Source organism: Okeania sp. SIO2C9 (assembly GCF_010672455.1).
Lineage (GTDB): Bacteria > Cyanobacteriota > Cyanobacteriia > Cyanobacteriales > Microcoleaceae > Okeania.
The window spans coordinates 46,712-73,326 of the sequence record NZ_JAAHGO010000037.1; the positions used below are offsets into that span (position 1 = coordinate 46,712).

The following is a 26,615-nucleotide window of genomic DNA, read 5'->3' on the forward strand; positions in this document are numbered from 1 at the left end:
TTATCAATTATTGAAAGCCCTAATTTATAGTAAATAAAGGGCAAGTTTATTTTCTGGAGATGTCTATTATACAATTATTATATAGAACCCCTAACCTATCTTTAGTTAATGCTGTTTTTTTTGCCAATAAGTTAGGATATTGATATTTAATTACATAATTGATAGATATCTCCAACAATCAAAAATAAAATCAATTATTGCACTCTTATTCATCAATTATTTCCCCCTACTCCCTACTCCCTACTCCCATTGATAGATATCTCCAACAATCAAAAATAAAATCAATTATTACACTCTTATTCATCAATTATTTTCCCCTACTCCCTACTCCCTACTCCCTACTCCCAAGGAGATGCCTAATAGATCCCAAATGGGTTCTATAGAATCCGGTTATATAGTATATGTTTATAACTATACTTCAAGCCTTCAATCTCCCCTACTCCCCTACCGAAAAATTGTGGTTTAAAGCCTCCCCTTTTAAGAGGATAATAAGCGGTCGAGGGATGGCTCCGAAACCTGCGCCATATCCATGAGACCAAGAGAAGAAAAATTTTCATGATTAGTCAATCCTATCCGTTTTAAAGGAGAGGTAATTATTAATTATTAATGGCTTTGTTGCACAAAAGACGATCTGGTAAGCTATTTTTTTGCTAGTCCCTTACTCAAGCGTTGGCGGAGCCTAGCGGCAGCTATATCGCTGAGTTTCAGAAGATTAATGTTTGATTTATCTATTGTCCAATAGTTATTTTATTTATATACAGTCAACAGAAGCGATCGCTGAGTTTCAGAAGATTAATGTTTGATTTATCTATTGTCCAATAGTTATTTTATTTATATACAGTCACAGTCAAGCGATCACTGAGTTTCAGGAGATTAATGTTTGATTTATCTATTGTCCAATAGTTATTTTATTTATATACAGTCAACAGAAGCGATCGCTGAGTTTCAGCAGATGGATGTTTGATTTAACTATTGTCCAATAGTTATTTTTATTTATATACAGTCACACTCAAGCGATCGCTGAGTTTCAGCAGATGGATGTTTGATTTAACTATTGTCCAATAGTTATTTTTATTTATATATAGTCAACAGAAGCGATCGCTGAGTTTCAGCAGATGGATGTTTGATTTAACTATTGTCCAATAGTTATTTTTATTTATATATAGTCAACAGAAGCGATCGCTGAGTTTCAGCAGATGGATGTTTGATTTAACTATTGGACAATAGTTATTTTTATTTATATACAGTCAACAGAAGCGATCGCTGAGTTTCAGAAGATTAATGTTTGATTTATCTATTGTCCAATAGTTATTTTATTTATATACAGTCAACAGAAGCGATCGCTGAGTTTCAGCAGATGGATGTTTGATTTAACTATTGTCCAATAGTTATTTTTATTTATATACAGTCACACTCAAGCGATCGCTGAGTTTCAGCAGATGGATGTTTGATTTAACTATTGTCCAATAGTTATTTTTATTTATATATAGTCAACAGAAGCGATCGCTGAGTTTCAGCAGATGGATGTTTGATTTAACTATTGGACAATAGTTATTTTTATTTATATACAGTCAACAGAAGCGATCGCTGAGTTTCAGAAGATTAATGTTTGATTTATCTATTGTCCAATAGTTATTTTATTTATATACAGTCAACAGAAGCGATCGCTGAGTTTCAGCAGATGGATGTTTGATTTAACTATTGTCCAATAGTTATTTTTATTTATATATAGTTAGAGGAAAGCGATCGCTGATTTTCAGGAGATGGATGTTTGATTTAACTATTGTCCAATAGTTATTTTTATTTATATATAGTTAGAGGAAAGCGATCGCTGATTTTCAGGAGATTGATGTTTGATTTAACTATTGTCCAATAGTTATTTTTATTTATATATAGTTAGAGGAAAGCGATCGCTGAGTTTCAGAAGATTAATGTTTGATTTATCTATTGTCCAATAGTTATTTTGAATTTAGATACAGTCACAGTCAAGCGATCGCTGAGTTTCAGCAGATTGATGTTTGATTTAACTATTGTCCAATAGTTATTTTTATTTAGATGTCAGAGGAAAGCGATCGCTGAGTTTCAGCAGATTAATGTTTGATTTAACTATTGTCCAATAGTTATTTTTATTTAGATGTCAGAGGAAAGCGATCGCTGAGTTTCAGCAGATTAATGTTTGATTTAACTATTGTCCAATAGTTATTTTTATTTAGATGTCAGAGGAAAGCGATCGCTGAGTTTCAGCAGATTAATGTTTGATTTAACTATTGTCCAATAGTTATTTTTATTTAGATGTCAGAGGAAAGCGATCGCTGAGTTTCAGCAGATGGATGTTTGATTTAACTATTGTCCAACAGTTATTTTTATTTATATAGAAGCCCTGAGTGGATCTTTTAAGTTGATTAATATTACGAAATTTAAATTATATAGTCATTTCAAATAAGAATGATACAAAGATTTAGCTATGAAGGCTATCATCACAAGGCAGTAGGCGTCTCACTTTAAATTGAAATGACTATACTAAAAATCTGATAAAATTTATTTAATATCTAAGCAATCGCTAATCTTTTAAGCATAAATCTAACAAAACATAAAAGTTTAGTTAAAAACTTTTACATCTTTCCATCCAAGAATTACTTCTCTCTAGAACCCATCTGTACTTAACCGAAATAAAACCTAAAGGTGTGATAAAATCATGTTTGATGAGATCAAAGAAATCAATTCTAAGCCTAAGCCATTTGAATTTTATACAGCCAATGAATTGTGGACGAATGAGCATACAGCTAATGCTATGCTGGAATATCATTTAAGTGAAGATATTGACCTTTCTTCTCGAAACAAGGCTTTTATAGATCGCTCCGCTAAATGGATAACTGAATATTTTAACATAGATGAGAACTGCGCTATTGCTGATTTTGGTTGTGGCCCTGGTTTGTATACAACAAGATTTGCCCAAAAAGGCGCATCAGTAACAGGAATTGATTTTTCAAAAAATTCTCTGAAATATGCTCAACAGGTAGCAAAAGAAAATAGTTTGAAAATCAATTATGTAAATACAAATTATTTAGACTTTCAAACATCTGAAAAATTTGATCTAATCACCATGATAATGTGTGATTTTTGTGCACTGAGTCCAGAACAAAGGAAAACACTACTTCAAAAATTTTCATCGCTACTAAAACAGAATGGTTCTCTTTTACTTGATGTCTATTCAATAAAAAGTTTCAACAAAAAACAAGAGTCAGCATTTTATGAACATAATCATCTAAATAATTTTTGGTCGTCAGAAGAATACTATTGTTTTGTAAATTTATTCATATATGAAATCGAAAAAGTAAGTTTAGACAAATACACAATCATTGAAAAAAACAAAAAACGTATTGTTTACAACTGGCTACAGTATTTCAGTAAAGAAACACTAAAAAATGAATTAGAAAGTAATGGCTTTGTTATTAATGAGTTTTTTGCAAATGTTGCCGGAGATAAATATGAATCTAATTTGCTTGAGTTTGCAATTACTGCCAAAAAATATAACAATACCAAATTTTGACACTAAAACCCTTGATATGTAAAGATTATAACTATTAATGATATTTAATAGCTGTATTTCTTGCTCTGCCTGAGTTTGAGCTATTTTTTCTATCTATTTAGCGATAACTCTATTGAACCCCTCTTTTGGAGGAGATGTCTAATCTTCTTCTTTCTCCTCATTGCTTGGTGGTAACAAAAGTGGAGTTGCAGCATATTCAGCAGTACGATCGCTAGGCAACCTACGAAGCAAGTCTCGCTGAATTAATTTGTCTAAGATTGGCAAAATCTCACTAAATGTATTAACTTTTATTCTTTGTAAATCATCAATAGTGACATTTACATCTGATAAAATGCCTTTTTCTAGTACTAACTGCTCTATAAAACTGATACAAAGCGTTACATGACGTGACAACTTGATGTTTACTTCCTGCTTCTTGTGAGGCCGTCGGCGGTTACTCATCCACAGGCATTCACGACCGAGCCGACCGCATTTCTTAAATTTATACTTGCGTTTAAATCTCTATCTATTGATACCCCACAATCTGGGCAATCATAAGTTCTCAGATGCAAGGGCATATCTTGAACGTGACCGCAATTAGAACAAGTCTTTGATGATGGAAAGAATCTATCTACTACTACTAATTCACTTCCGTACCATTGACATTTATATTTAAGCTGTCTCCGAATTTCATAAAATCCTTGGTCGGCTATTGCTTTCGCTAGCTTTTGCCCGGCTAACATACCCCTGACATTCAAATCTTCTATGACAACTCTGCCGTGGTTTTTGGCTAAGTAAGTTGTCAGTTTATGAAGTGCGTCTTGACGAATGTTTGCTACTTTTCTATGCAATCTGGCTATCTTCCGTTGTGCCGCCCTCCAGTTAGCAGAGCCTATCTCTTTATGACGATTTAGGTATTGCAGTCGGGATAACTTAGCTTCAAACTGGCGATACGATCTCACACTCTCAAATACTTTTCCATCACTTAATGTAGCCAAAGTTTTCACTCCTAAATCTACACCCACTACATCAGTTTTTTTTGGTGTGGTTGTGGGGTGAAATTCATAGCTACAACTGAGATACCAATCACCAGCTTGTCTACTAATTGTTATTTTTTTAGTTGTTACTTCAATAGGTTCATAAGTTTTGACAATACCAATAAATGGTAATTTGTGACTCCATCCGTTTAGTTCTATTGGTTTTCCACAATTATCAATTGTGAAGGAATCAGACCTACCTTTCTTCTTAAACTTTGGGTATTTTCCTAATCCTTTAAAGAACCTTTTGAACGCTTCACCTAAGTTCAGGAAAGCGTATTGATAAACTCTAGAAGACAAGTTTTTCATCCAGGGATAAAGAGGTTTTGTGTGATTGGTAAAAACCTCTCTCAGCTTACGAGGGTTCGGCTTGTAACCATCAATATATGCAGCATTCCATAAACTTAAACCCCAGTTATAACACCATCTGCTATAACCTGCGTGTTGAGCCAAGAGGGTTTTCTGTTTGTTATTCAGTTTGAGCTTTGTTCTGATGGATTTCATATATGCGTATTGGCAGCCTATCTAAATAGTCTGCTTTTTAACGTATCATATCGTATAATATCGTTATTCTTTGATTAAGTCAATGCTCTAATACGATGAAATCTTGAGGAGTTAATCCCGATAGATATTATCTAATTCATCGTAAATTTTATCCCCATCAGTCATTTTAGTTTTTTCTCCTTCATTTGTTCAATCAAATTTATCATTTTTTCTACTTCATTAATCCATAGTTTATCACCAAGTTCCCCGTAAATTTCTTTTGCCTTTTCTAACTCCAATAAAGCATCTTCAACAAAGCCTATTTGTACCATTAACCAACCTAGTCCAGTTTTACATAATGCAATACCTTGCTGGTATTTTATATGTTCATAAATTCGTAGAGCATCTCGATAATAAATGCGAGATTTATCGAAGTTACTCATTAAATGGTGAGTGCGAGCTATTTGATAGGTAGTTTTAGCAAGAAGTTGATAGTCGTTTTCTTTGCTGTAAGTTTGGAAACTTTTTTCTAAATAATCTAGACCTTTATACCAAGAACCTTGTTCAACACAGATCGTGCCAACCAATAGACAATGTTTTGCTGCTTCCCACGTATCTCCTAATTCTTCAAAGAGCTGAATTGCTTTTTCATAGTAAGCGATCGCCTCCTCCCATTTTTGTTGTTCTTGTGTGATGACTCCCAAGTTATGGCAACTTTTGGCTGCGTTGTAAAAATCTTTCACCTCTTCAGAAACCTGTAGAGATTTTTGGAGATGTCTAATAGCTTCATCAATTTTGCTTAGGGAAAGTGCCACTACACCTAAGTTGTGATTGATATCAGCAACTCCGTAAAAATCTCTCACATCTTCAAAAACCTGTAGAGCTTTTTGGAAATAAGCGATCGCTTCCTCAAACTGCTGTTGCTCTGCTACCAATATACCTAGACTTAGATAGGCGTTGGCAACCTTATGCAAATCCTCAGTATCCTTAAAAATTTGCAGAGCTTTTTGGAAAGCTTCATCAAACTGTCTTTGCTCTTGTGCTACCATACCTAAGTTGAAATAGGCATTAGCAACCCCGTGAAAACCTCCATACTCTCAATAATTTCCAGAGCTTTTTGGAAATAAGTGATCGCCTTGTCAAACTCCTTTTGTAAATATGCCGTGTTACCCAATAGGAAATATTTCTTAATCTCAATTGCTGAGAAATTTGTTGCTTGATTTTTTTTGATTTTAACCATATTACTATTGAGTAAATAAGATAGATAAGTTTATCTATTTATAGTAAAGTATTATATATATAATAATTCAAACTGACAATTTCCAAGTTGTAATATTTTAGAAAATACACAACAAGGAAGATTTTTTTTTATACTTTGACAAAATGTAATGGTTGAGGTTTTTTTATGAATATTAGGCTGATTCATGAACAGGAAAAGTTTATTGAAGCACAGGTTAATAGTGGGAAATTTGCTACTTTTGAAGAGGCATATGAAGTCAGAAGTCAGAAGTTAGAAGTATTTATGAAGTTATGCTGAAGTCTGAAGCTTATTCTTTTTTATAAGATCAGAAGTAAGCAGCCTTTATGAAGTCAGAAGTCAGAAGTTTTTATGAAGTTGTAAGTTTGAGGTTTTTGAAATAGGTGAATTCAGATATAATTTGATAAAAAATTTACTATAAACTTAGAAGTATTAGGGTTGAGTAATAATTTGAATAATCAACAAATTTAAATTCAGGAAAGAACAAAAAAGTTTGCGGTTAGAGTCGTCAAAGCTTGTACCTGGTTAGAAGGAAAATCTAATGTGAGTAGAACTTTAGCAAATCAATTGTTAAAGTCAGGAACTTCTGTAGGAGCTAATTGTAGTGAAGCTCAGTCAGCTCAATCAAAAAGAGATTTTATCAGTAAATATGAAATTGCCCTGAAAGAAGCAAGAGAAACAAAATATTGGCTAGAAGTTATAATAGAAGCTGAAGTAGTATCATTAGAAAAGTTTAAATATTTGATGCAATAAACCGAATAAATTATTAGAATATTAGTCGCTACTATTAAAAAACTAAAAGAATAAACTTCTGACTTCTGACTTCTAACTTCTGACTTCATAAAATGGCACATTTGAAAACTAAGAGTACCACAAGTAACCTGACAGAAAGAGAGCAATGGAAATGGCAATTAGTTAGAAGTTTATACGAAAAGGGTTTAACCAAGTTCGATATTATCAATTTGTTTAAATTCATTGATAAAATGATGACATTGCCCCCAGAATTAGAATCAAACTTTCAAAGCAAAATTAATCAATATGAGGAGGAACAAAGAATGGAATTTCTAAGCACTATAGAAGAATTAGCTATAGAAAGAGGTCAGCAAATAGGTCCAGAAATAGGTCAGGAAATAGGAGCAAAAGAAAATTGCAGACAAAATATTCTTGACTTACTGGAAAAACGCTTTAATAGTTTGCCAGAAACTCTGATAAAAGCTATTAATGAAATTAATGACTTAGCTTTGCTAAAACGGTTACTTGTAGAAACAATTACTGTTAATTCAGTTGCCGAGTTTGAGGAATTAATTACAGAATCGAAATAGATAACAATTATAAAGTAGAGTAGGTTGAGTTGAGGAACGTTAGCGCCAGCTTATCCGCAGGATAAACCCAACATCAAGATATATCCCAAACAAATAATTAGATAATAGTATCATCAGTTATTTTTGGATTGCACCATCGCTTACAGCGCTTTTCAAATTGATGAACCATATCTTCACAAGCAAAATCTTGTAGGGACGTTCCATGGAACGTCCTTACTGTGGTCTACCCAAATGAAAACCGCTGTAACCCAACCTACAAAGACTAACTAAATAGAAATATTATCTAATTACGAAATTCTCTGCTGATACATTTGGAGTACCAGTCAAAGTTGCAAACTGACTGCCATCTCCAAAACCACTATCGCTGCCATTAGCATTATAGAATAAAGCACCATTACTAGAATTGTAGACGATAATAGCTTCACTACTAGCAGCATCACCATTGCTTTCTACCGTGGCAAACTCATCCCCAATATCTTCACCCGAAGTAGTAGTAATTTCTGTGAAAGTTGTTAAGTCAAGCAGAATTAAATCTAAGTCTGGGTTAAAGTCTGTAATTTCATCCACCCCTAAACTCGCCTGACTAAACTCATCATTAGCAGCAAAAATAAAGCGGTCGATACTTGCACCACCAGTGAGAGTATCATTATCCGCACCACCATTGATGCGATCGCGACCTTGACCACCACTGAGAATATCTTCTCCACTACCTCCTAATATCCGGTCATTACCAATACGACCGATTAAGTTATCATCTCCATTACCGCCAAAGATGGTATCGTTTTCCAAACCACCATTAACGCGGTCATCACCATCACCACCACTAACAAAGTCATCTCCCCGGTTGCCATTAATATCATCGTCCCCTGCAGCACCATTAATAGTATCGCTACCACCAAGGCCACTAAGAATATCATTACCAGCGAGACCATCAATATTATCGTTACCCGTACCACCTTCAAGGTTATCATTACCTGGAGTTCCCTGAATATCCTGGTTTGGGCTAAATTCATAAATAGTAGTAGTACCACTAATTTCATTGGCAACTACTAATAACGCCTCCCCATTCGGACTATCTTCTGGGGAAATAAACGCAAGTCCTTCCGGTGCTAAATCTCCTACTGCTAACAACTGTTCTGGGGTAGGGTCTGGGTCTCCATCTGCATCAACATCAAATTCTACAGAGAAGTCGCGGTTATTAATGTATTGCACAAAATCTGGACTGCTGGGGTTGCTGACATCATAAACCATAATGCCCCCTGTACGTTCCAAACCAAGAAAAGTATAGGTTTTATCGCCTAAAACTCCTGTAGTTATAGCTTCGGGTTCAGGACCACTATTGTCGCTACGACTATCAAAAGTATTTTCGTCTCGGTCTGAGTTAAAGTTATCTGGGAACTGTGCTGCAGTTATTTGTTCAATACTATCCCCACTGTTGAAGATTAAGTTGCCCGCAGCATCCCAAATGCTGAAAGACCGACCGCCAGAGCTGAAAATTTTGTCGAAGTCCCCATCACCATCAAGATCGCCGTTTTGATTTGTTACTGTTAGACGACCTAAAGCAGTATCATCCTCTAGTGCAGCAACGTCAAAAACATCGGGGTCGAGTACATATTCGTCATCTCCTACTCGCACTGCTTCGTCAAGAGCATCAAACTCTCTGTCATCTCCTTCATCTGCTGTTACATAATAGGTCTCACCTTCTACCACAAAGGAAGCAATACTATCTGGTAGCAATAGACCAGAAACAGGCCAGTTGCCTAAATTGATACCATCATCGCGATCGCTTGGGTCAATTTGATTACTTTCTGAAAAATCAATTACACCCAAAACTACTGGCACTGGTTCTGGGTTGAGGGGAACAGTGCCATCTCCAGGAATTTCCTCATCTAGGAGACCGAAGTCATTGTCGTTTAGTACTGCTAGTCGTCCATCTGGTAAAAGTGATAAACCTTCTGGTTTGTCTCCTGCTAGATAACCAAGGGAGGGTAGGTTAGTTATCTTAGTTTTGTTAACTGGTTGGATGTCTAATGCTGCTAACTCATCTGCAGTTAATTGTTCTAGAGTCGTTTCTTCTGGTAAGTTTGGTGCACCGGGAGCGAGTAAGTTAGTTGCTCCTGTGAGGTCAATTTCAAATATAAATTTTTTGCCTGTGGCAGTGGTAGAAGAGTCTCGCTCTAGAATATAAAATGTGCCATTATCAGCATCATAAACGGCATCGCCAATTTTATCAACGATTAGATTGAGCTCATCGCTGAGAGCAGGTTTTTCTAGCAAATAAACATATTCTGCTACGGGTTCTCCAGTCGCTGGGTCGATACCTAACATCCGGATGACGCTGGAGTTGTCCGAGGTAGTGCGATCTGGATTTGCTAGAGGTGTTTGAATAAAGCTGTAGAGAATATCTTCATCTGTATCCAGGGCAATGGCTTCAAAACCACGGTTGCGACGACGGTTAGAATATTCTGCGGGTAGGGTTTCTGTGCCAAAAGTTCCCTCTGTTTCTCCTGCTAGTGCTGCTGTCCCTTCGGGTACAAAGCGATCGATGAGTGACCCATCAACATCGAAGTGGTAGATGGCGGGGCGATATTCGTCTACAGTCCAGTATGTACCATCATCATTAATAACAATACCCTCAAGGTCTGCACCAAATGGGTCGTATTCTAGGGGGTTTCCAGATAAGTCTACTGGTTCTTCGTCTATTTCAGGAATATTAGGTAAACCTGTGATGGGAGTTGTACCGTCTTCCCTGTTGAGGAGAATTTCTTGAGTAATTTGAATATTGCCACTGTCTTCATCTAGTGTAAAACGAACAATTCTAGCTTGATAGTCTGGCAAGGCAAATGGTCTTTCGTTGTCTCCGTCGTTATCTACGTCTGTGGGTGCACCGTTGGGTCCACGATCGGGTACGGTGACAAATTGTAGGTTGCCGTCATCGTCTGTACCTTCATACCATAGTCCAGATAAACCACCCAAGAGAATTTCCTGACCCCCTTCGGTTGTATCCAAAACTGGCAGGTTGGAAAACTCAAATGTTGTCAGGGAGGGAAGACCGCGACTGTAGTCTTTTACTCCCAATGGCAGAACATCTACAATGTTGGCATTTTCAATATCTACCACTGCTACAGCATTATTTTCTTGCAGAGTGACCAGTGCTGTCGTATCGTTACCATCTACAGCAATAAATTCTGGTTCGAGGTCTTGAGCCGCATTTGAACCAGGACCGTAGATCCGAACGCCTTTGGCACGCAATTCTTCTTCCCTACCAATGAAAGCAGAAAAATCAGCGGTAGAGACATCTGCCTGGGTTAAATTTTCTACTCCACCAGAAATGTCGATAATGCTAACCGAACCTTCTGGGTCGTTGGTGTACTCGTCATTGGGTTCTCCTTCATTGGCCACTAGCACCTTTGTGCCATCGGAGGTAAAGGTGAGCATATCTGGTAATGCACCCACGGTTACTTGGTTGAGAGTATTCCCATCTGCATCGAAGAAGGCAACAGTGCCAAGGTCTTGTTTGACATCAGCTTCGATCGCCACTGCTACAATGCCATTTTGATTTACTGCAACGCTGTTGGCAATTGCGCCAAAGGATGAAACATCAATTTGACCTATGAAATTGGGGTCGGTGGGATCGCTAATATCTAATACATCAATAGCAGCCTCATTTGCCTTGACAACAAACACTCTTTGTGTATTGGGGTCGTAAGCTGGAATTTCAGCAGCACTTTCATCAAAAACGCCTGTGTCATAAGTACCTAATGGTCTGAGTTGTGGGTCAGTCATTAATCTCCCTAGTTGTATATATGTTTAATAGATCGATTGTATATTAACAGTTTCACTTTAAGATAAGTTTAAATAGTCTTGAAGAAGGCAGGAGTTAGAAGGTATCCTCCCTACCCCCCTTTGAAAGGGAGAAGGGAAAATTGCTTATGGATAGTCAACGACTTGCCACCTGCGTGTCTTATCAACCCAAACAATTTTAAGCACCTTCAACAATTAATAATGAATAATGAATAATTACCTCTCCTTGAAAAGAAGAGGATTGACAAATTCATGAAAATTTTTTTTCACAGGAGTCGATTGGAGGACAGCTCCGAGACCTCGCCATCCCACCCTTCGGGAAGCTACGCTAACGACCGCTTATTATCCCCTAAAAAGGGGAGGCGCATACCCACAATTTTTCGGTAAACCTGTAGGGGCGAAAGGCCTTTAGCTACGCGCAACTACGTTAATGCCCCTACTATGGCCATTACCTAGCCCACAACTACGTTAACGCTACTACTGTGGTCTACCGTACAGGAAAACCGCTGTAGCGCGCTGAAAGCTGAGTGCTGTTTGCAGAGCATTCCGGTACAGAAAATGCTGACCGCTAGTTTAACTCTCAACTATTAAGCGATCGCGTAACCTGTATGGTGTCTTACATCAGACGGATGAAACCCTAAAAAAAATGTCTGATTTTGGAATTCCTGCCTCAACAAGTTCTGGAGCAATTCCATCTTCCATTCCATCTTATTGAATCCATATTTTACCATTAATAATTTGAATATGAGTAATGCAACCGTGAACGCGACGTTTTTGTTGCCAACCAACATCTAGTAGTAAGAAATGGTTACGTTCTCTATCAATAATTAAATACTCTTCAATTTCACCATCAGCATAAGGCATATTAGCGTATTTATGGAGAATTTTCTCAATAATATCTCGATATAAATTTAAGTTATCCATTCTACAATTTCCTCTGTTTTTGGTGAAAAAATTAATAGCTGAAGCTGGTTAAATTTAACAACAGACTGTGGTAACTCTTCTGAAAAGAAGTCTGAAAATATGCCTTCAGAAATAGCCAGATATAACAGACGCTCTGGCTGTTGCTCATACCATTTCTCTGTAACAATGCGCTTAATAATTATTGCTCAGACCTGATTAAACAGACTATTCTCATCTTTATATTAAGTGCAACTTCATGGAGAAATGGTATCAGACAAAATTTGTGTATAAATGATGTATTGACCCAAAGCTTGTTCTAAATCATTTATAGGAGATGGACTTAAAAAGCTTTTAATTTCTACAGCAATTTTCTGTCCCTCTTTTTGAGCTGCTAAGAGCTTTTTTGCCCCCAAATCTGCATAAAGAATCCTACGGCCAACTTTCAGCCGTAAAGGGTCTTCAGTAATTGTCCACCCATCCTTCAATAGTGCTGTTTTAACTATCTGATGGTAAATATCTTTTGCCATTTCAACCTAACTTAATACAAGCTTATCTTGCAAAAGCAAAAATTATATTATTATACAATTATTATTATCATAAACTTGATATGATTAATCTCCTAATTTTTAGCATGATCTTTTCAGTGGTGGGTTTAATATCCCACCGTCAACGGGGGTGCTTAAAATTTTTTGGGGTTATACAGCGGTTTTCCTGTACGGTAGACCACAGTAGAGACGTTTCATGGAACGTCTCTACTGGGTGCATGATTATGACGATGTGGTTCATCAATATGAAAAGCGCTGTAAGACACGGAGTGGCGTGTCGAAGACTATCCATAAACAATTTTCCCTTCTGCCTTCAGCATAGCTGCCTTCTGCCTTCTTCAATTTTAACCTTAAATGATTCCTTCAAAACGTTTATATTTACTATTATTATTAGGAATGGTCGTTGCGCCAGTCATCGCTATTTTGTTCGATCAACAAATAAGTTTGATGGCACTAGCACTGTTTGATTTGATTATCTGTAGTTTGGCTGTTTGGGATGGAGCTACAGTGAAACCTCATCGAGTCAAACTAGCGCGCTACCCTTTACAGAAACTTTCCATTGGGCGAGATAATCATATTACTATATCGGTTGAGTCTGGCAAACACAGGGCAAATATTATCTTGCATGATGATTATCCCCCAGAGTTTGCAACTTCCTCTACTACTCTCTCAGCAATAGTTGAACCTAACAGCAGTCAGGAATTAACTTATCATGTCAACCCCGATAAACGAGGTGAGTTTCAGTGGGGAAATATTCGGGCGCGACAATTGGGAAAGTGGGGGTTAGCGTGGCAGCAATGGCAAGTTCCGGCAAGTCAACAGGTGGCAGTTTATCCAGATTTGCTGGGGTTACGATCGCTCTCTATCCGTCTCTCTCTACAAAATACTGGCACGATGCGTCAAAAGCGACGTCTGGGAATGGGAACAGAATTTTCTGAACTCCGGGAATATGGTATTGGTGATGATATACGCTTCATTGACTGGAAAGCTACCGCTCGTCGTAGTCGTCCTTTAGTGCGGGTATTGGAACCAGAAACGGAGCAAACTTTGATTATTTTACTTGATGGGGGGAGGTTGATGACTGCCCAGGTGCAGGGTTTAAAACGGTTTGATTGGGGTTTGAATGCTACTTTATCATTGGCAATGGCGGGGTTTAGTAGGGGCGATCGTGTGGGAGTGGGAGTATTTGAGCGTCAACTCAGCACTTGGATACCACCAGAGAGGGGGAAAAATCAATTATCAAAATTAATTGAAAATCTTACACCTATTCAACCAGTTTTGCGGGAACCAGATTATGTCGAGGCAGTTACTAGAGTGGTTAAGCAACAAACCCGTCGTGCTTTGGTAGTCGTAATTACAGATATTGTGGATACTACTGCTTCTGCGGAACTTTTGGCAGCATTGGCAAGGTTAACGCCTCGTTATTTACCGTTTTGTGTAGCTTTGTGCGATCCATTGGTGGAGAAATTAGCACATACTCCCACTGTTTCTGGAGAAAATCAGCAGGTACATGAAAAAAGTCATGCTGCTTATACTCGTGCTGTGGCAATAGATTTATTATCTCAAAGACAGGTTGCTTTTACTCAGTTGAAACAGAAAGGAGTTTTGGTTTTAGATGCGCCTGCAAATCAAATTAGTACAGAATTGGTAGATAGATATTTGCAGCTCAAGTCTAGGAATTTACTTTAAGTAGTCGTGCAAAATAAATTTCCTATTTGAGAGAGGCAACAGGCAACAGGCAATAGGGAATCAGTAGGATGTTTCAACAATTAATAATGAATAATGAATAATGAATAATTACCTCTGCTTGAGAATAAATTGAAGAGGATTGACAAATTCATGAAAATTTTTCTTCACAGGAGTCGATTGGATATGGCTCCTTTGACCTCGCCATCCCATCCTAGGTCATGCTGCGCAAACGACCGCTTATTATCCCCTATCCAAGGGGAGGCGCATACCCACAATTTTTCGGTAATTAATTTTGCATAGGTACTTAGTATTTAGTTGGACTTTCGGAAAAACAGGACTTATAGAACCCATTTGAGTTCTATATAATTATGGTAGTCAAGTCTTTTCGCGCATCAATTTTGACCGAAAATCATCAGCAAGGAGTGTTGAATTTTTTGTATTATTTCTCCCCACATCTTCCCTCTTACCGAATAATTAATAATTAATAATTAAATAATTCGCGCCTTGAAGCCTCCCCTTTTAAGGGGAAAAAGCGGTCGTTATATCATGTCCGAAGGCAATCGTTTGTGTAAAAGTTGGCGTGGATATTTGCAGGAAATTTAAGTTTTTTTCTTGCCTGTTGCCTGTTGCCTTCCGGAGCTGTTGCCTATTTACTATACAAGACCGATGCTACCGGACATGATATTAGCGTAGCTTCCCCGTTGGGTGGGATGGCGCAGGAAACCTGCGCCATATCCAATCGACCAAGAGAAAAGAAAATATTCCTTATATTCAATTCCGTAACGGTTAAAACCCGAGGTAATTATCAATTATCCATTATCCATTAATGAACAGATGTCTATTGTATCTGTCAGGAAAATTCTGAAGACAAACTAAATCAATAAATCTCGTAATTGTGCGACCATTTCTGTTCGAGAAGCAACTTTCAATTTCCGAAACATTCTTTTTAACGCTTGCTTCACTGTGTTTTGGCTAATCCATAATTCTTTGCCAATTTCTGCATTCGTTAACCCCCGTGCAACTAATTGAGCAATTTGAATTTCTCTCTGTGTCAAAAGCATCTGAGGCGAATTTTGACTGAATCTATCGGAAGATTTTAAGTTGGCTAGACAAGCAGATAAATGAAGACAAACAGCACTTAAATTACTTAAATCCTTTGTGTTGAAGGCTGGTGTATGACCAATGCGAGCAAAATGAATTGTACCGATTAATTGACCATTACCCACAATTGGGCCAGTCATAATATGTTCGTGGTCATATTCAATACAACATCTTTGATAAAGTTCGCTTTGCTTCCATGTTTGGTTTGGTAAGACCAATTCCTCATGAGCTGGAGCATGATATTCTTGAACATATTTAAGTACAGGATCGACAGACTTGCCAATTTGTTGATATCTTTCTACAAAGCGATCGCTTACTCCTCGGACATCACAACTGATTAGACCGCTCTGCTCATCTCCCAGGTATATTCCCCAACGTTGTACTGCAAAATATTGACTGAGATTATCCATTAACTTAAATCTTAATTCTGCTTCGGTGGATGCAGTTGCCATTTTTTGGAATAGGGGGTGCAAAGTCATAATTGTATAATAGAAGGAAAAGGAAAGAAGTTTGATTATTGATATTCCAAAGTTTGCAGTTATTTCATAAGTTAAATAAACTAATGGTGACTACTATATTTGAAAAATATACCCACTTGGGTACTATTCAAATAAAAATTTTTCCCTTACGATTATTTCAGACATAACATTTTATTGCAATACTTGATGATGACAAAAGAATTTAATATTGGCTTTTTAGTTTATCCAGATGTGGTTCAATTAGACGTAATGGGAGCTTATCAAGTTCTAGCTTTTCCACCTCAGACAAAAATACATTTACTGTGGAAAACTTTAACTCCTGTTGTGAGTAATGAAGGATTATTAATTACGCCAACAACAACACTAGATAATTGTCCGACATTGGATATTATTTGTGTTCCTGGTGGTGCAATGGGGCAAATTGAAGTAATGAAAGATGCTGAGATTATCAGTTTTTTACAACAAAAAAGCATTACCACCAAATATATTACTAGCGTCTGTACGGGTTCATTAATTTTAGCAGCAGCTAATCTTTTACAAGGATATAAAGCAACTTGTCATTGGGCATTTCGAGAACAATTAGCTATGTTGGGAGTTGAAGTTGTTCCCGAAAGAGTTGTTATCGATCGGAATCGAATTACTGGAGCAGGGGTTACTTCAGGAATTGATTTTGGTCTTACTCTAGTAAGTCTCATTTGGGGAGAAAATATGGCAAAGATGACTCAATTAATGATGGAGTATAATCCGATGCCTCCTTTTGATGCTGGTACTCCAGAGAAAGCAGGCAATGAAATTGTAGAACCATTGTTGCAATTTGAAAAACCGTTAATTGAGGCATTTTTACATCAAATTCAAGAAACAATGTTAAAGATTAAAAAATAATATCATGTACCGTTAACATTTGCGCCCTTCATTCCGTAAGGAAAGTTTTGCGCCAGCAAAAAAAACTTTCTCCTTTTCCTCCTCTTTCTTATTGCTTCTTTCTTCTTTCTTCTTCTTTATTCCTTTCTGATATCAAATCCGTTTAATTCGGTATAAAAAAATGTTCCATCTTCAACCATTACCAAATATTTCCCCATCTCCCCATCTCCCCATCCCCCCATCTCCCCATCTAATTACACCGATGCTACCGGATCAGGACTTACGCAAATACACTATATATGGTGTATACGAATTTAGGCGATCGCTATAAAATTTTAAGCGATCGCCTGAACCACAAAATCATCATAACTCATATAAAGTATAGTTGATTTTCATAATTGTAAAAGTCGCCCTTATTATATAATTATATTATGATTAAGAGCGAGCTAACAATATGAATTTTAACTATATTGATTACTGTCAATATTTGCTTAGTTCTCATACAAATTATACAATCACGCTCTTTAGCAAACCATCTAGAAAATATTAGCCATGACACGATAAATCTTTATCTGAAAATCAGCAATTTTGATCACCAGGATTTATGGGGAAATGTTAAAGAGGAAATTGTAACTAACACACTTATGTTATTTAATATTTGATGATACAGTTTTTAATAAAGAACACAGTAATAAAATTGAGTTATTCCGGCGACAGTATAGTGGTAATCATCATAGAGTAATTCGTGGTATAGGGATAGTAAATTGTATATATTTTAATCTATAAATCGAAGATTTTTGGCTGATAGATTATCGAACTTATGACCCGGATACTAATAAAAAGAGTAAAATAGATCATGTAGAAGAAATGATTTTTTCTGTGGTAAATCAGAAAAAAATACCATTTAAGACTGTATTAATGGATAGTTGGTATGCAACACAAAGATTAATGGCATTGGTAGATAACTTAGAAAAAATTTATTACTGTCCCTTAAAAATAAATCGTCTAGTAGATGATACTGGTGGTATAGAAAAATATAAAAATATAGGATAATTAAGTTGGAATAAATCAGAAAAAATATCAGGTGAAATAATTAAAATAAAAGGAATTCCTTTGGGATAAGAAAGTTAAATTATTATGGGCAACTGTTTCTACCAACAGGACAGAATATATTGCGACTAATGACTTAGATCAATCTTCAGTAGATGCTGTAAAGCTTGAGTCTCAAACCAGATGGAAAATTGAAGAATTTTACAGGGAAATTAAACAATTAACACGCAATTGAATTCTGTCAATGCCGTCTCAGACAAATTCAGAAAAATCATATAGCCTGTGCGATGCTAGTCTGGAATTTTTTAAAAAGATTAGCAGTAAAAATAGGAAAAACCATCTATAAAGTTAAAAATGAATTACTCTCAGATTATTTAGTCCAAGAACTGAAGAAGCCCACAATAAAATTCAGGGCTATTTTTATTTTATAGGTGCTTTTTACCCTTGTTTTAACTATGGTATCTATCTTGAGGCGTTAGCGGAGCTTTGCGTCAGCAATCGCTATAAATTTTATAGCGATCGCCTAAATGAGTAGGCACTATATATAGTGTCTTTGCGTAAGTCCTGCGGATTTGATATGACTCCTGACTTCTGACTCCTGACTCCTCCCTCTTTATAAATAATGAAAGACTAAACTCAATCATGCACCTTTACCATTCATCGCCGGGATTTGAATTTCTTTGATACAAGTTGAGCGTGATAGAGAAAGTACGCAGTCAATAACGCTGAATAAATCTGATAACGGAATGGCATCGGTTTCTGGTTTTCCAGCTTGTTTGAGGTCGTCTAATACTTCAGGAGTAGCAATATTCCCGGGATTAATAATTGTCACTGCAATACGATCTTTACGGAGTTCTTCCCGCAGTGCATGAACTACACCTCGAAGACCAAATTTTGACGCGGAGTTGGCAACTTCCCGTGCTGGAAAATTATCTAAACCCGATAACGCACCCATAAAAATTATTTTAGGATTTGTTGTTTGACGCAGTGCTGGTAATAGAGATTTCACTAAACGAATAGGTGCTACAAGATTTACTGCTATTACGTTTTCTATATCTTCATCAGAACATTTTTCAAAGGAATATTCGTTGCTAAAAGCTTGAGTTTCCCAAGTACCACCCATATACAAAAGTGCATCTAACAGAGAATTACCTACAGCATTAGTAACAATTTCAATTCCGGTTTTGTTGCTAATATCAGCTTGGATCCAATTACCAAAGCTAGAAGGAGAACGAGAAACTGTAATGAGTTCGGTAGTGCGAGGTACAATGTGTTCGGCAACAGCAGCACCTACACCACGACTAGTGCCGCTACGCGGAAGTTAAAAGTCAAAAGTCAAAATTCATGCATCGAGTGCTAATTGGCGAGGTGTCCTACGGGGCGCCTACTGTGCGGAAGTAATTGCGCACACAGCCCCTCCAGAATGTAAGACGCATATCTGACAGTCAATCATTTTTGATTTGTAATTGTTTTGGGATTTTGTAACTGGTCAGTTATTTCCGCCATCCTGCACTAGCATCAATTACCACGATTTTATTAAAATTATTTTTCAAGTTTTTATTACTTTTTGTATTAGGTACTTCACTTTATATTTTTACACAGGTGGGAGAAATGAGCTTGATTGGAATCACTACAATTCAAGAATTAGCAATTAATAATTAATAATTACCTCTCCTGAGAACGGATAAGATTGGGAAAAATTATTTTTTGCTTGATTTATTCAAATAAGAATAGGCTTTTTGCCTTAATTATTTAGTCAAAGCAATATCAGCCATTAATTTATTAAAATTATTGATATTTTTTGCTGCTTTAATACAATCTTAGTGTGAGGCATTTAAGCGATATATATCCATCTCAATGCCATGAAATATCGTTTTATTTTCGTATCTCATACCCAACTTTTCCAGCACTTTCACTGATGCTATATTTTCTCGTTCAACAATTCCCAGGATGTATAGAAATTTGAGTTGTTTAAATGCATATTGAATTGTTGTTGATGCTGCTTCAGTTGCTAACCCCTTACCCCAAAACTCTGGAGCAAGTCGATATCCAATCTCTCGTTCATGCACCTTGTTAATTTCTTCTATTGCAATTCCACAATAGCCGATTAATTTGTTAGTTTCTTTGAGAATAATAGCCCACTTTCCAAATCCATTTTCTTTGTATGAATTAATAAAACTATGGATTTTTTCTTTGGTTTGTAAGATTGATAAAATTCCAGTATGAGAAAATTTCATAACTTTTGAATTGGCAAGAATTGGTGCAAGTTGATACAGGTCTTTTTGATGAAAGTCTCTCAAGATAAGACGTTGTGTTTCTAAGTAAACCATAATTCAAAAATAGCTGTAGTTGAAAATTCTATAAATTTGAGCAATAAATATGTATTTGGAATTGATCAGTACCTGTTCAAAATTAATTTAACATTAGCTTGACAACACTAAGCAAAATTAGTATTATTTCTTTCGATATTGTTTGGGGGTTAAACCTTCTATCTTTTTAAATACGCGAGAGAAATGAGTTTGGTCGGAAAAGCCACAGGCAAAAGTAATATCAGCCATTAATTTATTAGGATTATCGAGTATTTTTTTTGCTTGTTCTATACGGTAAGCCATCAAAAATTGATAGAGACTTTGAGCAATAGTTTGTTTAAACAAATGGGAGAAATTGGAAGTACTAAGACTTGCTTTTGCTGCCATATCTTCTAGTAATATATTATTGCCATAATTAAGTGCAATGTAATCTAATACTTGTTTGTATTGTTTGGCAGTGAAGCTTTTATAAAATTCATATTCTTCTGCTTGTAAGCCGTATTTTATAATCAGTTTAGTCAGAAATATACGAGCAAAAGATTCAAACATTATTTGGGAACCTAGTTCGCATTTTAAAGCTTCTAAAAGTTGGATTCCCGACTGAGTAATATCTTCATATAAAAATTGTGGTAAATCTTTTAATTGCTGCTCGGAAAGTAAAATTCCTAATTCTATTTGAGCAAATTTTTCAAATTTAATAGGTTCCAGAGTAATAATAATATACTTACTTTGAACGTGCCATTGCCAGCCACTTTCTACACCAGCAGGAGTAACAATAATTTCATTTTTGTGATAAATAAAATCTCAATGTTCTCCATTGCGCCAATTTTCTACCCTATGAGGTTCTTCTGTTAAATTGATAATAATATGATGTTGTTCATACTTATTTATAGGCATCGAAGCAGGTTCGGCTTCAAAATATTCTAGAGTAAGTAAATCTGCTGCTAATGGACGTACTAAATCAAGGCTTTGTATCAGGGGTTCGGATGGATATATATCTTGATATCTAGGCATTTTAAATATTACTTGAAGAAATAAATTTAGTCAGCATTCAGCTAATAGCTGATATCATGTCCGAAGGCAATCGTTTGTGTAAAAGTTGGCGTGGATATTTGCAGGAAATTTAAGTTTTTTTCTTGCCTGTTGCCTTCCGGAGCAGATGAGCTGTTGCCTATTTACTATACAAGACCGATGCTACCGGACATGATATGACGGCTGAATGCTTACTTTAATATTTTGGTTTTGAGAGAGTAAATATTGTCAGGCAAACTGCCGTTTGCCCCTACTTACAGCAAGAATTATATTATTTAGAAGTCAAGGAATTCGGTCTAACAATTTATTAGCTAATGTATTAGCGATCGCTAAACTACTTCATCATAAATTATCCTAAACTTTTTCCCATCATAAACTGAACTAAACCAGGGAATAACCTATAAGTTTCTGTTGCAAAAACAGCCGGACCTACTACTACTTCAGACTGGTTATTTTTCACCGCATTCCAGATAGCTTCAGCAATATCTTTTGGCTGACTAACAAAATTAGATGTTAAAACAGAATTCATTTGTTGACGACTACTTTCTACTTCAGAATTATCTCCACCCCGAAACTGCGCTCTTTCCATAAAATCGCTATTAATAACCCCTGGTTGTACAGAACTAACATTAATTCCTTTTGACTGTAATTCCAGACGTAAAGTATCAGTTAATCCAGTAACTGCATATTTACTAGCACAATAAGCAGTCATTTGTGGCAAAGGGATTTTCCCACCAAAAGAACCAACATTAACAATTGTGCCAGATTGATTTTCCAAAAAATGGGGTAATAAAGCTTTTATTGTATTCACATAACCGAAAAAATTAACATTCATTAATTGTTGAAAATCTTCTAATGTTGTATGCTCCATTGCACCAGTCAAACAAATACCAGCATTATTAACTAATACATCAATTTTGCCATAAAAATCTATTGCTTTTTGCACCAAATATTCTACTTGTTTAGCATCAGTAACATCAGTAGGAATAGCCAAAGCAGAACGACCGTTTGCCCTAACTTCATTAGCTGTTTCTGCTAATTTATCTAATGTTCTAGCAGCTAAGACAATGTTATATCCTTTTCTAGCAAATAAAAGTGCTGTTGCTTTGCCACAACCTTGAGAAGCACCAGTAATTAAAACTGTTGGTAGCATTGTTTTTTTGTAGATAATTAAAATTTGATATGTACAGCAGAAGGAAGAAGGAAGAAAGAAGAGGGGAAAAGCTTACATTGTCTGAGTTTTGAGGTAAGTATTTCCTACGGGATGCTGCGCAAACAGCTATTAGCAGTCAGCTCTTCGGTGCGGAATGCGCTCGCATTCAGCAATAAAAATGAATGAACCAAGTATTTGCTTAACTTCTACTACATTTTTGAACAAAGAATTGAAGCACAAGAACAACGAGCTTAAATTGTCCACTAAAGGTAATAAAGCTGATAGCTGATAGCTGACCGCTAAATGCTTATGCTTACGTTTTGAGTTTTTGATATGTCTTAACCTTTCCATCGACTGCTATACAAAAAATAGTTTAACGCAACTGTGAGAAAAAAAGGAAAGTTTACTAAAAAAAAGAGTTTACAGCAATTATAGCAACTGCCATGTTGCTGTTTGATAATTAGTGCGAGCATCTTGCTCGCGTCATAAATCATTATAATTATCCGATGTCCTAACTATAGTGGCAACTGCTATATCTTTACATTACAGCGCTTTTCAAATTGATGAACCACATCGTCATAACCAAAACCCTGTAGGGACGTTGCATGCAACGTCCCTACTGTGGTCTACTGAAATGAAAACCGCTGTAAGAATTATCTTGACATTAAGGAAGTAAAAAAGAGAATCTACTTAAAGACATAATATTTGAGAATTAAAAACGAAAAATTTAGCTGTTCAAACATATTTTACTGAAACAAATAAGCTTGTTAAAAATAGTGAGATAAGTTCCTCTTAATTAACCTACTACCTACTACCGACAACCGACAACCTAAAACCTTCTTCATCGAATGAGGGCGTTTTGCTCCGCAACATATAAAGCGGAGCTTTGCGGAACGCAAATGCCATTCGCCCCTACATATGGCGTTTTAAAGGTTAATTTGTGTAAGTCCTGTACTTAAAACCTACCATCTAAAACCTCCTTCAAACTAATCTTTTAACTTTCTTTTTCCTCTCATCCTTGCCACAATTTGTAGGTCAACACTTTGATCGGTTTCATCCACAATTTCACCAGTTAATTCTTCCAAAACATCTTCCAGAGTAACCACCCCCGACATTCCTCCATATTCATCTAAAACTACCATCAAATGTTGACGATATTTTTGAAATTCTTTTAGCAATAGATCTACTCTCAATGTATCGGGAACGAATCTAACATCTCGCATAAAATCATAAATTTTATTACTATCTTTACCTTCTATAATTCCTTTAAGTAATTCATTTTTCAACGCTACACCAAGTACATCATCTATAGAATCTCCAATTACAATAATGCGGCTATGTTGAGAAGCAATAATATCCGACTTTACCTCATCCAGAGTTGCATTAGCGTATAGATAAGTTGTCGCTATTCGAGGTGTCATAATATCAAAAGAATTTTTGTCATTGAGCCGAAATACTCTTCTAATCATTTCAGCTTCATCACCTTCAATAACTCCTTCTTTATATCCTATTCTGGTTAAAAACATAATTTCTGCTTCATTAGTAGTCGGTGATTTCTGCCCTTTAGTAAAAGGAGAAGTAATTTTTTCCATCAACCAAACTATAGGAGTAAATATAAAAGTTAACCCCTGGACAGGTAAAGCCACAGTTAAGGCAAATTGCATGGCATAACGCTCACCTAAAGTTTTAGGAATAATTTCCCCAAAAACTATTACCAAAAAAGTTAATATTGCAGAAAAAACTCCTAACCAAGCATTTCCCAAAACCGAAGCTGCAATATTACCAATTAAAATACTACCAACTATATTAAAAATGTTATTAATAATCACAACAGTAGCAATTGGGCGATTAATTTTTTTCCTAATTCCCCACAGTGCTAATGCTGCTGTTTTTTTAGACTGTGCTAACTGTTGTACTTTGATAGGAGAAACTGAAAGTAAAGCTGTTTCAGTAGCAGAACAAAGAGCAGAACCTATGAGAATAATTAAAACTATAATAGTTAGCTTTAGCATACTTAAGTAATAATTGGTTAAACTCAATTATACCATTTTTTATTTTCTGATGAAACCTCCTAACTGGCGAATTGTATTAGTTTTAACTATCGGTGTTTTGGCAATATCTACAAGTGCAATATTAATCAAGTTGACAAGTCTCTCTGCTGGCATGAGTGGGGTAGGGTTTAGTCTGGTAATGGCTGCCTCGCGGGTGACGATCGCTGCTTTATTATTAGTACCCGCATGGTCAAAAATTCAGTGGCAGAGTCTCCAGTCGGGAGCAATACCCTATGCATTAGCAGCAGGAGTTTGCCTCGCTGTCCATTATGCTTTTTGGATTACCTCTTTATCCTACATTTCGATCGCGACCTCTACCACTCTAGTAACCACTAATCCCATCTGGGTAGCTTTGTTGTCGCGGTGGTGGTTGAAGGAAAGGCTCTCTCGTCAGACAGTTATTGGCATAGTAGTAGCTATGGTTGGGGGGATAATCATTGGTTTAGCGGATATTGGTGGGGAGTCTACAGGCATTAACCCTCTGCTGGGAAACTTTTTGGCTCTTATGGGAGCTTGGGTAGTGAGTTTATATATACTTCTAGGACGGGAAGCTCAAACTAAAGGGTTTAGTGTTGGTGGCTATCTTGTGATAGTTTTTACTGTAGCTGGAATTGTATTATTGCCTTTTCCCTTAATTTTAGGTGTTGGTTATTCTGGTTACTCTGGTTTAGTTTACTTTTACTTATTATTGATGGCATTATTTCCTCAATTAGTAGGGAATACAAGTTTGATGTGGGCAGTACGCTGGTTGTCTCCTACTTTAGTTAGTCTGGCAATTTTATTTGAACCTGTTGGAGCTAGTTTTTTAGGTTATTTATTGTTAGGTGAAGTGCCTTCTACAATGGTTTTTTTTGGTGTAATGATATTGTTAATTGGAGTGGCGATCGCTGTCAGCGGACGGAACAATATTCCTACTATTGATTCTAATTAAAGAAGGTTTTTTGCTATAGCAGAAGGAAGAAGTAATAAGGAAGAAGTTTGATTATTAATATTATGTCATAAGTCAAATACAGTAATAGCGACTGCTTTTGTTTGTAGTTTTACCGATAAATTGTGGTTTAAAGACTCCCCTTTGTAAGCATTCAGCTATTAGTTGTCAGCTATCAGCAATAAGAACACATCCTTAAAAACATGGTTTAAATGAATATAGACTTTAAGGTTAAGCAAGCTAGTTTTTGTAGTAATATTTAATTATAGTTATAGCTCAATTAATAAAGTTTTTATCTAAAATTAAAAAATAAGCTGATAGCTAATAGCTGACGGCTGAATGCTTACTCCCCTTTTAAGGGGAAAAAAGAAAAAAATTTTCCTTTCAGTCAATCCTCTTACACGAATTTGATCATTAATGGTTGAATTAGGTGGGAGTTTAAATAAGGATTGAACGGTAATTTTTTTCTATATCTAAAACCTCTCATCTACTATCTCCCAGCAAAGAAAGCTTAGGAAGACAATAGATGAAAAGTGTAGGATTTGTCAGTAATTATTTATTGTTTTTCACTCAAACAATTCAGACTAATCTCTACACTATCCTGAGAAAATCCTATTTAATTTCAGGCCTAATCTCTTGATGTTGAAGTGTTAAACTTTTAGTAAGCCTAACTAGAAGTTGTTGTGAAAATTGAATAAATTCTCTCATGCTAGAGCCATGAATAATTGCCCAAGTATTAGTAATTAAACAACAGCTAGCAAACCACAAAAGAATGAATGTTTGGATTCTCACTACTCCTACAATAAACCAGCTTCCAACATGAAAGATAATCATTAAAGCGTAAAAACTAGCTACTAATGCTATTAAGTTAATTTCCTGTTTGGGGCGACGGAGGGCTGTAAAAATTATTGGTTGTAAACTTGCTAGTACATTCATGGGTACTAGAACACCACAAATTGCTACACAGTATATGTGTGAAAATTCGATTATGCTATCTAGATTTAACATTTTTGTAGTTTCTTTTCTCTTTTATTTTCCTAATTTTCCCAGATAAATTCAATCTTATTCAAAATTTGACTTT

20 protein-coding genes and 3 pseudogenes are annotated in these 26,615 nt (G+C 36.0%); 8 read left to right on the forward strand and 15 right to left on the reverse strand.

The features are described from left to right. Positions 1–2,695: 2,695 nt before the first annotated feature. The gene (locus F6K23_RS24540) at positions 2,696–3,550 is read left to right on the forward strand and encodes a class I SAM-dependent methyltransferase (protein WP_293160659.1); all 855 of its coding nucleotides are present in this window, start codon (positions 2,696–2,698) and stop codon (positions 3,548–3,550) included. Positions 3,551–3,688: 138 nt separating this feature from the next. On the opposite strand, the gene F6K23_RS24545 is transcribed toward F6K23_RS24540, so the two are convergent. The 4 genes from F6K23_RS24545 to F6K23_RS24560 all read right to left on the reverse strand — a co-directional run bounded on the left by F6K23_RS24545 (position 3,689) and on the right by F6K23_RS24560 (position 6,289). Next, a complete protein-coding gene (locus tag F6K23_RS24545; RefSeq protein WP_293160661.1) occupies positions 3,689–3,991 on the reverse strand; it encodes a hypothetical protein in 303 nt (100 codons plus the stop codon). Next, complete coding sequence (locus F6K23_RS24550) at positions 3,988–5,070, reverse strand: RNA-guided endonuclease TnpB family protein (RefSeq protein ID WP_293160663.1); 1,083 nt, start codon at positions 5,068–5,070, stop codon at positions 3,988–3,990. Before F6K23_RS24550 ends, F6K23_RS24545 begins: the two co-directional genes overlap by 4 nt. A 161-nt stretch (positions 5,071–5,231) precedes the next feature. Continuing rightward, a complete protein-coding gene (locus tag F6K23_RS24555) occupies positions 5,232–6,098 on the reverse strand; it encodes a tetratricopeptide repeat protein (protein ID WP_293160665.1) in 867 nt (288 codons plus the stop codon). Positions 6,099–6,100: 2 nt separating this feature from the next. Beyond that, entirely contained in the window at positions 6,101–6,289 is a 189-nt protein-coding gene (locus F6K23_RS24560) for a tetratricopeptide repeat protein (protein WP_293160667.1), read from the reverse strand. Between the two features lie 165 nt (positions 6,290–6,454). On the opposite strand from F6K23_RS24560, the gene F6K23_RS24565 reads away from it, so the two are divergent. From F6K23_RS24565 to F6K23_RS24575, 3 genes are all read left to right on the forward strand, one after another. Next, positions 6,455–6,586 (forward strand): hypothetical protein, encoded by a 132-nt coding sequence (locus F6K23_RS24565; protein ID WP_293160669.1) that lies wholly within the window; start codon positions 6,455–6,457, stop codon positions 6,584–6,586. Positions 6,587–6,778: 192 nt separating this feature from the next. Next, positions 6,779–7,060: a four helix bundle protein gene (locus F6K23_RS24570; protein ID WP_293160718.1), complete on the forward strand. Its 282-nt coding sequence runs from the start codon at positions 6,779–6,781 to the stop codon at positions 7,058–7,060. A 92-nt stretch (positions 7,061–7,152) separates the two neighbouring features. Then, a complete protein-coding gene (locus F6K23_RS24575; protein WP_293160671.1) occupies positions 7,153–7,629 on the forward strand; it encodes a hypothetical protein in 477 nt (158 codons plus the stop codon). 279 nt (positions 7,630–7,908) lie between these two features. Here F6K23_RS24575 and F6K23_RS24580 read toward each other — a convergent pair whose 3' ends face one another. The 3 genes and pseudogenes from F6K23_RS24580 to F6K23_RS42100 all read right to left on the reverse strand — a co-directional run bounded on the left by F6K23_RS24580 (position 7,909) and on the right by F6K23_RS42100 (position 12,863). Then, positions 7,909–11,415, reverse strand: coding sequence for an esterase-like activity of phytase family protein (locus tag F6K23_RS24580; protein ID WP_293160673.1), 3,507 nt, complete (start codon positions 11,413–11,415; stop codon positions 7,909–7,911). A gap of 726 nt (positions 11,416–12,141) precedes the next feature. After that, on the reverse strand, positions 12,142–12,357 hold the full coding sequence (locus tag F6K23_RS42095) for an element excision factor XisI family protein (protein WP_367267806.1): 216 nt from the start codon (positions 12,355–12,357) through the stop codon (positions 12,142–12,144). After that, a pseudogene (locus F6K23_RS42100) lies at positions 12,345–12,863 on the reverse strand (element excision factor XisH family protein). The gene F6K23_RS42095 and the pseudogene F6K23_RS42100 overlap by 13 nt, the downstream one beginning before the upstream one ends. A 372-nt stretch (positions 12,864–13,235) precedes the next feature. Here F6K23_RS42100 and F6K23_RS24595 point away from each other — a divergent pair. After that, a complete protein-coding gene (locus F6K23_RS24595; protein ID WP_293160675.1) occupies positions 13,236–14,570 on the forward strand; it encodes a DUF58 domain-containing protein in 1,335 nt (444 codons plus the stop codon). An 872-nt stretch (positions 14,571–15,442) separates the two neighbouring features. On the opposite strand, the gene F6K23_RS24600 is transcribed toward F6K23_RS24595, so the two are convergent. Continuing rightward, the gene (locus F6K23_RS24600; RefSeq protein ID WP_293160677.1) at positions 15,443–16,123 is read right to left on the reverse strand and encodes a LuxR C-terminal-related transcriptional regulator; all 681 of its coding nucleotides are present in this window, start codon (positions 16,121–16,123) and stop codon (positions 15,443–15,445) included. 213 nt (positions 16,124–16,336) lie between these two features. Between F6K23_RS24600 and F6K23_RS24605 the strand changes: the two genes are divergently transcribed. Next, complete coding sequence (locus F6K23_RS24605; protein ID WP_293160679.1) at positions 16,337–17,032, forward strand: DJ-1/PfpI family protein; 696 nt, start codon at positions 16,337–16,339, stop codon at positions 17,030–17,032. A 433-nt stretch (positions 17,033–17,465) separates the two neighbouring features. Further along, positions 17,466–18,492, forward strand: a pseudogene (locus F6K23_RS24610) (transposase). Positions 18,493–18,701: 209 nt separating this feature from the next. Here F6K23_RS24610 and F6K23_RS24615 read toward each other — a convergent pair. The 6 genes and pseudogenes from F6K23_RS24615 to F6K23_RS24640 all read right to left on the reverse strand — a co-directional run. Further along, positions 18,702–19,358 (reverse strand): annotated as a pseudogene (locus F6K23_RS24615) (SDR family NAD(P)-dependent oxidoreductase); the annotation flags it as partial. 523 nt (positions 19,359–19,881) lie between these two features. Then, complete coding sequence (locus tag F6K23_RS24620; RefSeq protein ID WP_293160681.1) at positions 19,882–20,391, reverse strand: GNAT family N-acetyltransferase; 510 nt, start codon at positions 20,389–20,391, stop codon at positions 19,882–19,884. 123 nt (positions 20,392–20,514) lie between these two features. Continuing rightward, positions 20,515–20,919: a helix-turn-helix transcriptional regulator gene (locus F6K23_RS24625; protein ID WP_293160683.1), complete on the reverse strand. Its 405-nt coding sequence runs from the start codon at positions 20,917–20,919 to the stop codon at positions 20,515–20,517. A 255-nt stretch (positions 20,920–21,174) separates the two neighbouring features. After that, entirely contained in the window at positions 21,175–21,384 is a 210-nt protein-coding gene (locus F6K23_RS24630; protein ID WP_293160685.1) for a hypothetical protein, read from the reverse strand. A 367-nt stretch (positions 21,385–21,751) separates the two neighbouring features. Continuing rightward, a complete protein-coding gene (locus F6K23_RS24635) occupies positions 21,752–22,555 on the reverse strand; it encodes an SDR family oxidoreductase (protein ID WP_293160687.1) in 804 nt (267 codons plus the stop codon). 986 nt (positions 22,556–23,541) lie between these two features. Continuing rightward, complete coding sequence (locus tag F6K23_RS24640) at positions 23,542–24,567, reverse strand: hemolysin family protein (RefSeq protein ID WP_293160689.1); 1,026 nt, start codon at positions 24,565–24,567, stop codon at positions 23,542–23,544. A 49-nt stretch (positions 24,568–24,616) separates the two neighbouring features. Between F6K23_RS24640 and F6K23_RS24645 the strand changes: the two genes are divergently transcribed. After that, positions 24,617–25,537 carry a DMT family transporter gene (locus F6K23_RS24645; RefSeq protein ID WP_293160691.1) on the forward strand — a complete coding sequence of 307 codons (921 nt, stop codon included), beginning with the start codon at positions 24,617–24,619 and terminating at the stop codon, positions 25,535–25,537. Between the two features lie 609 nt (positions 25,538–26,146). Here the strand turns inward: F6K23_RS24645 and F6K23_RS24650 are convergent. After that, complete coding sequence (locus F6K23_RS24650; RefSeq protein ID WP_293160693.1) at positions 26,147–26,542, reverse strand: hypothetical protein; 396 nt, start codon at positions 26,540–26,542, stop codon at positions 26,147–26,149. Positions 26,543–26,615: the final 73 nt, after the last annotated feature.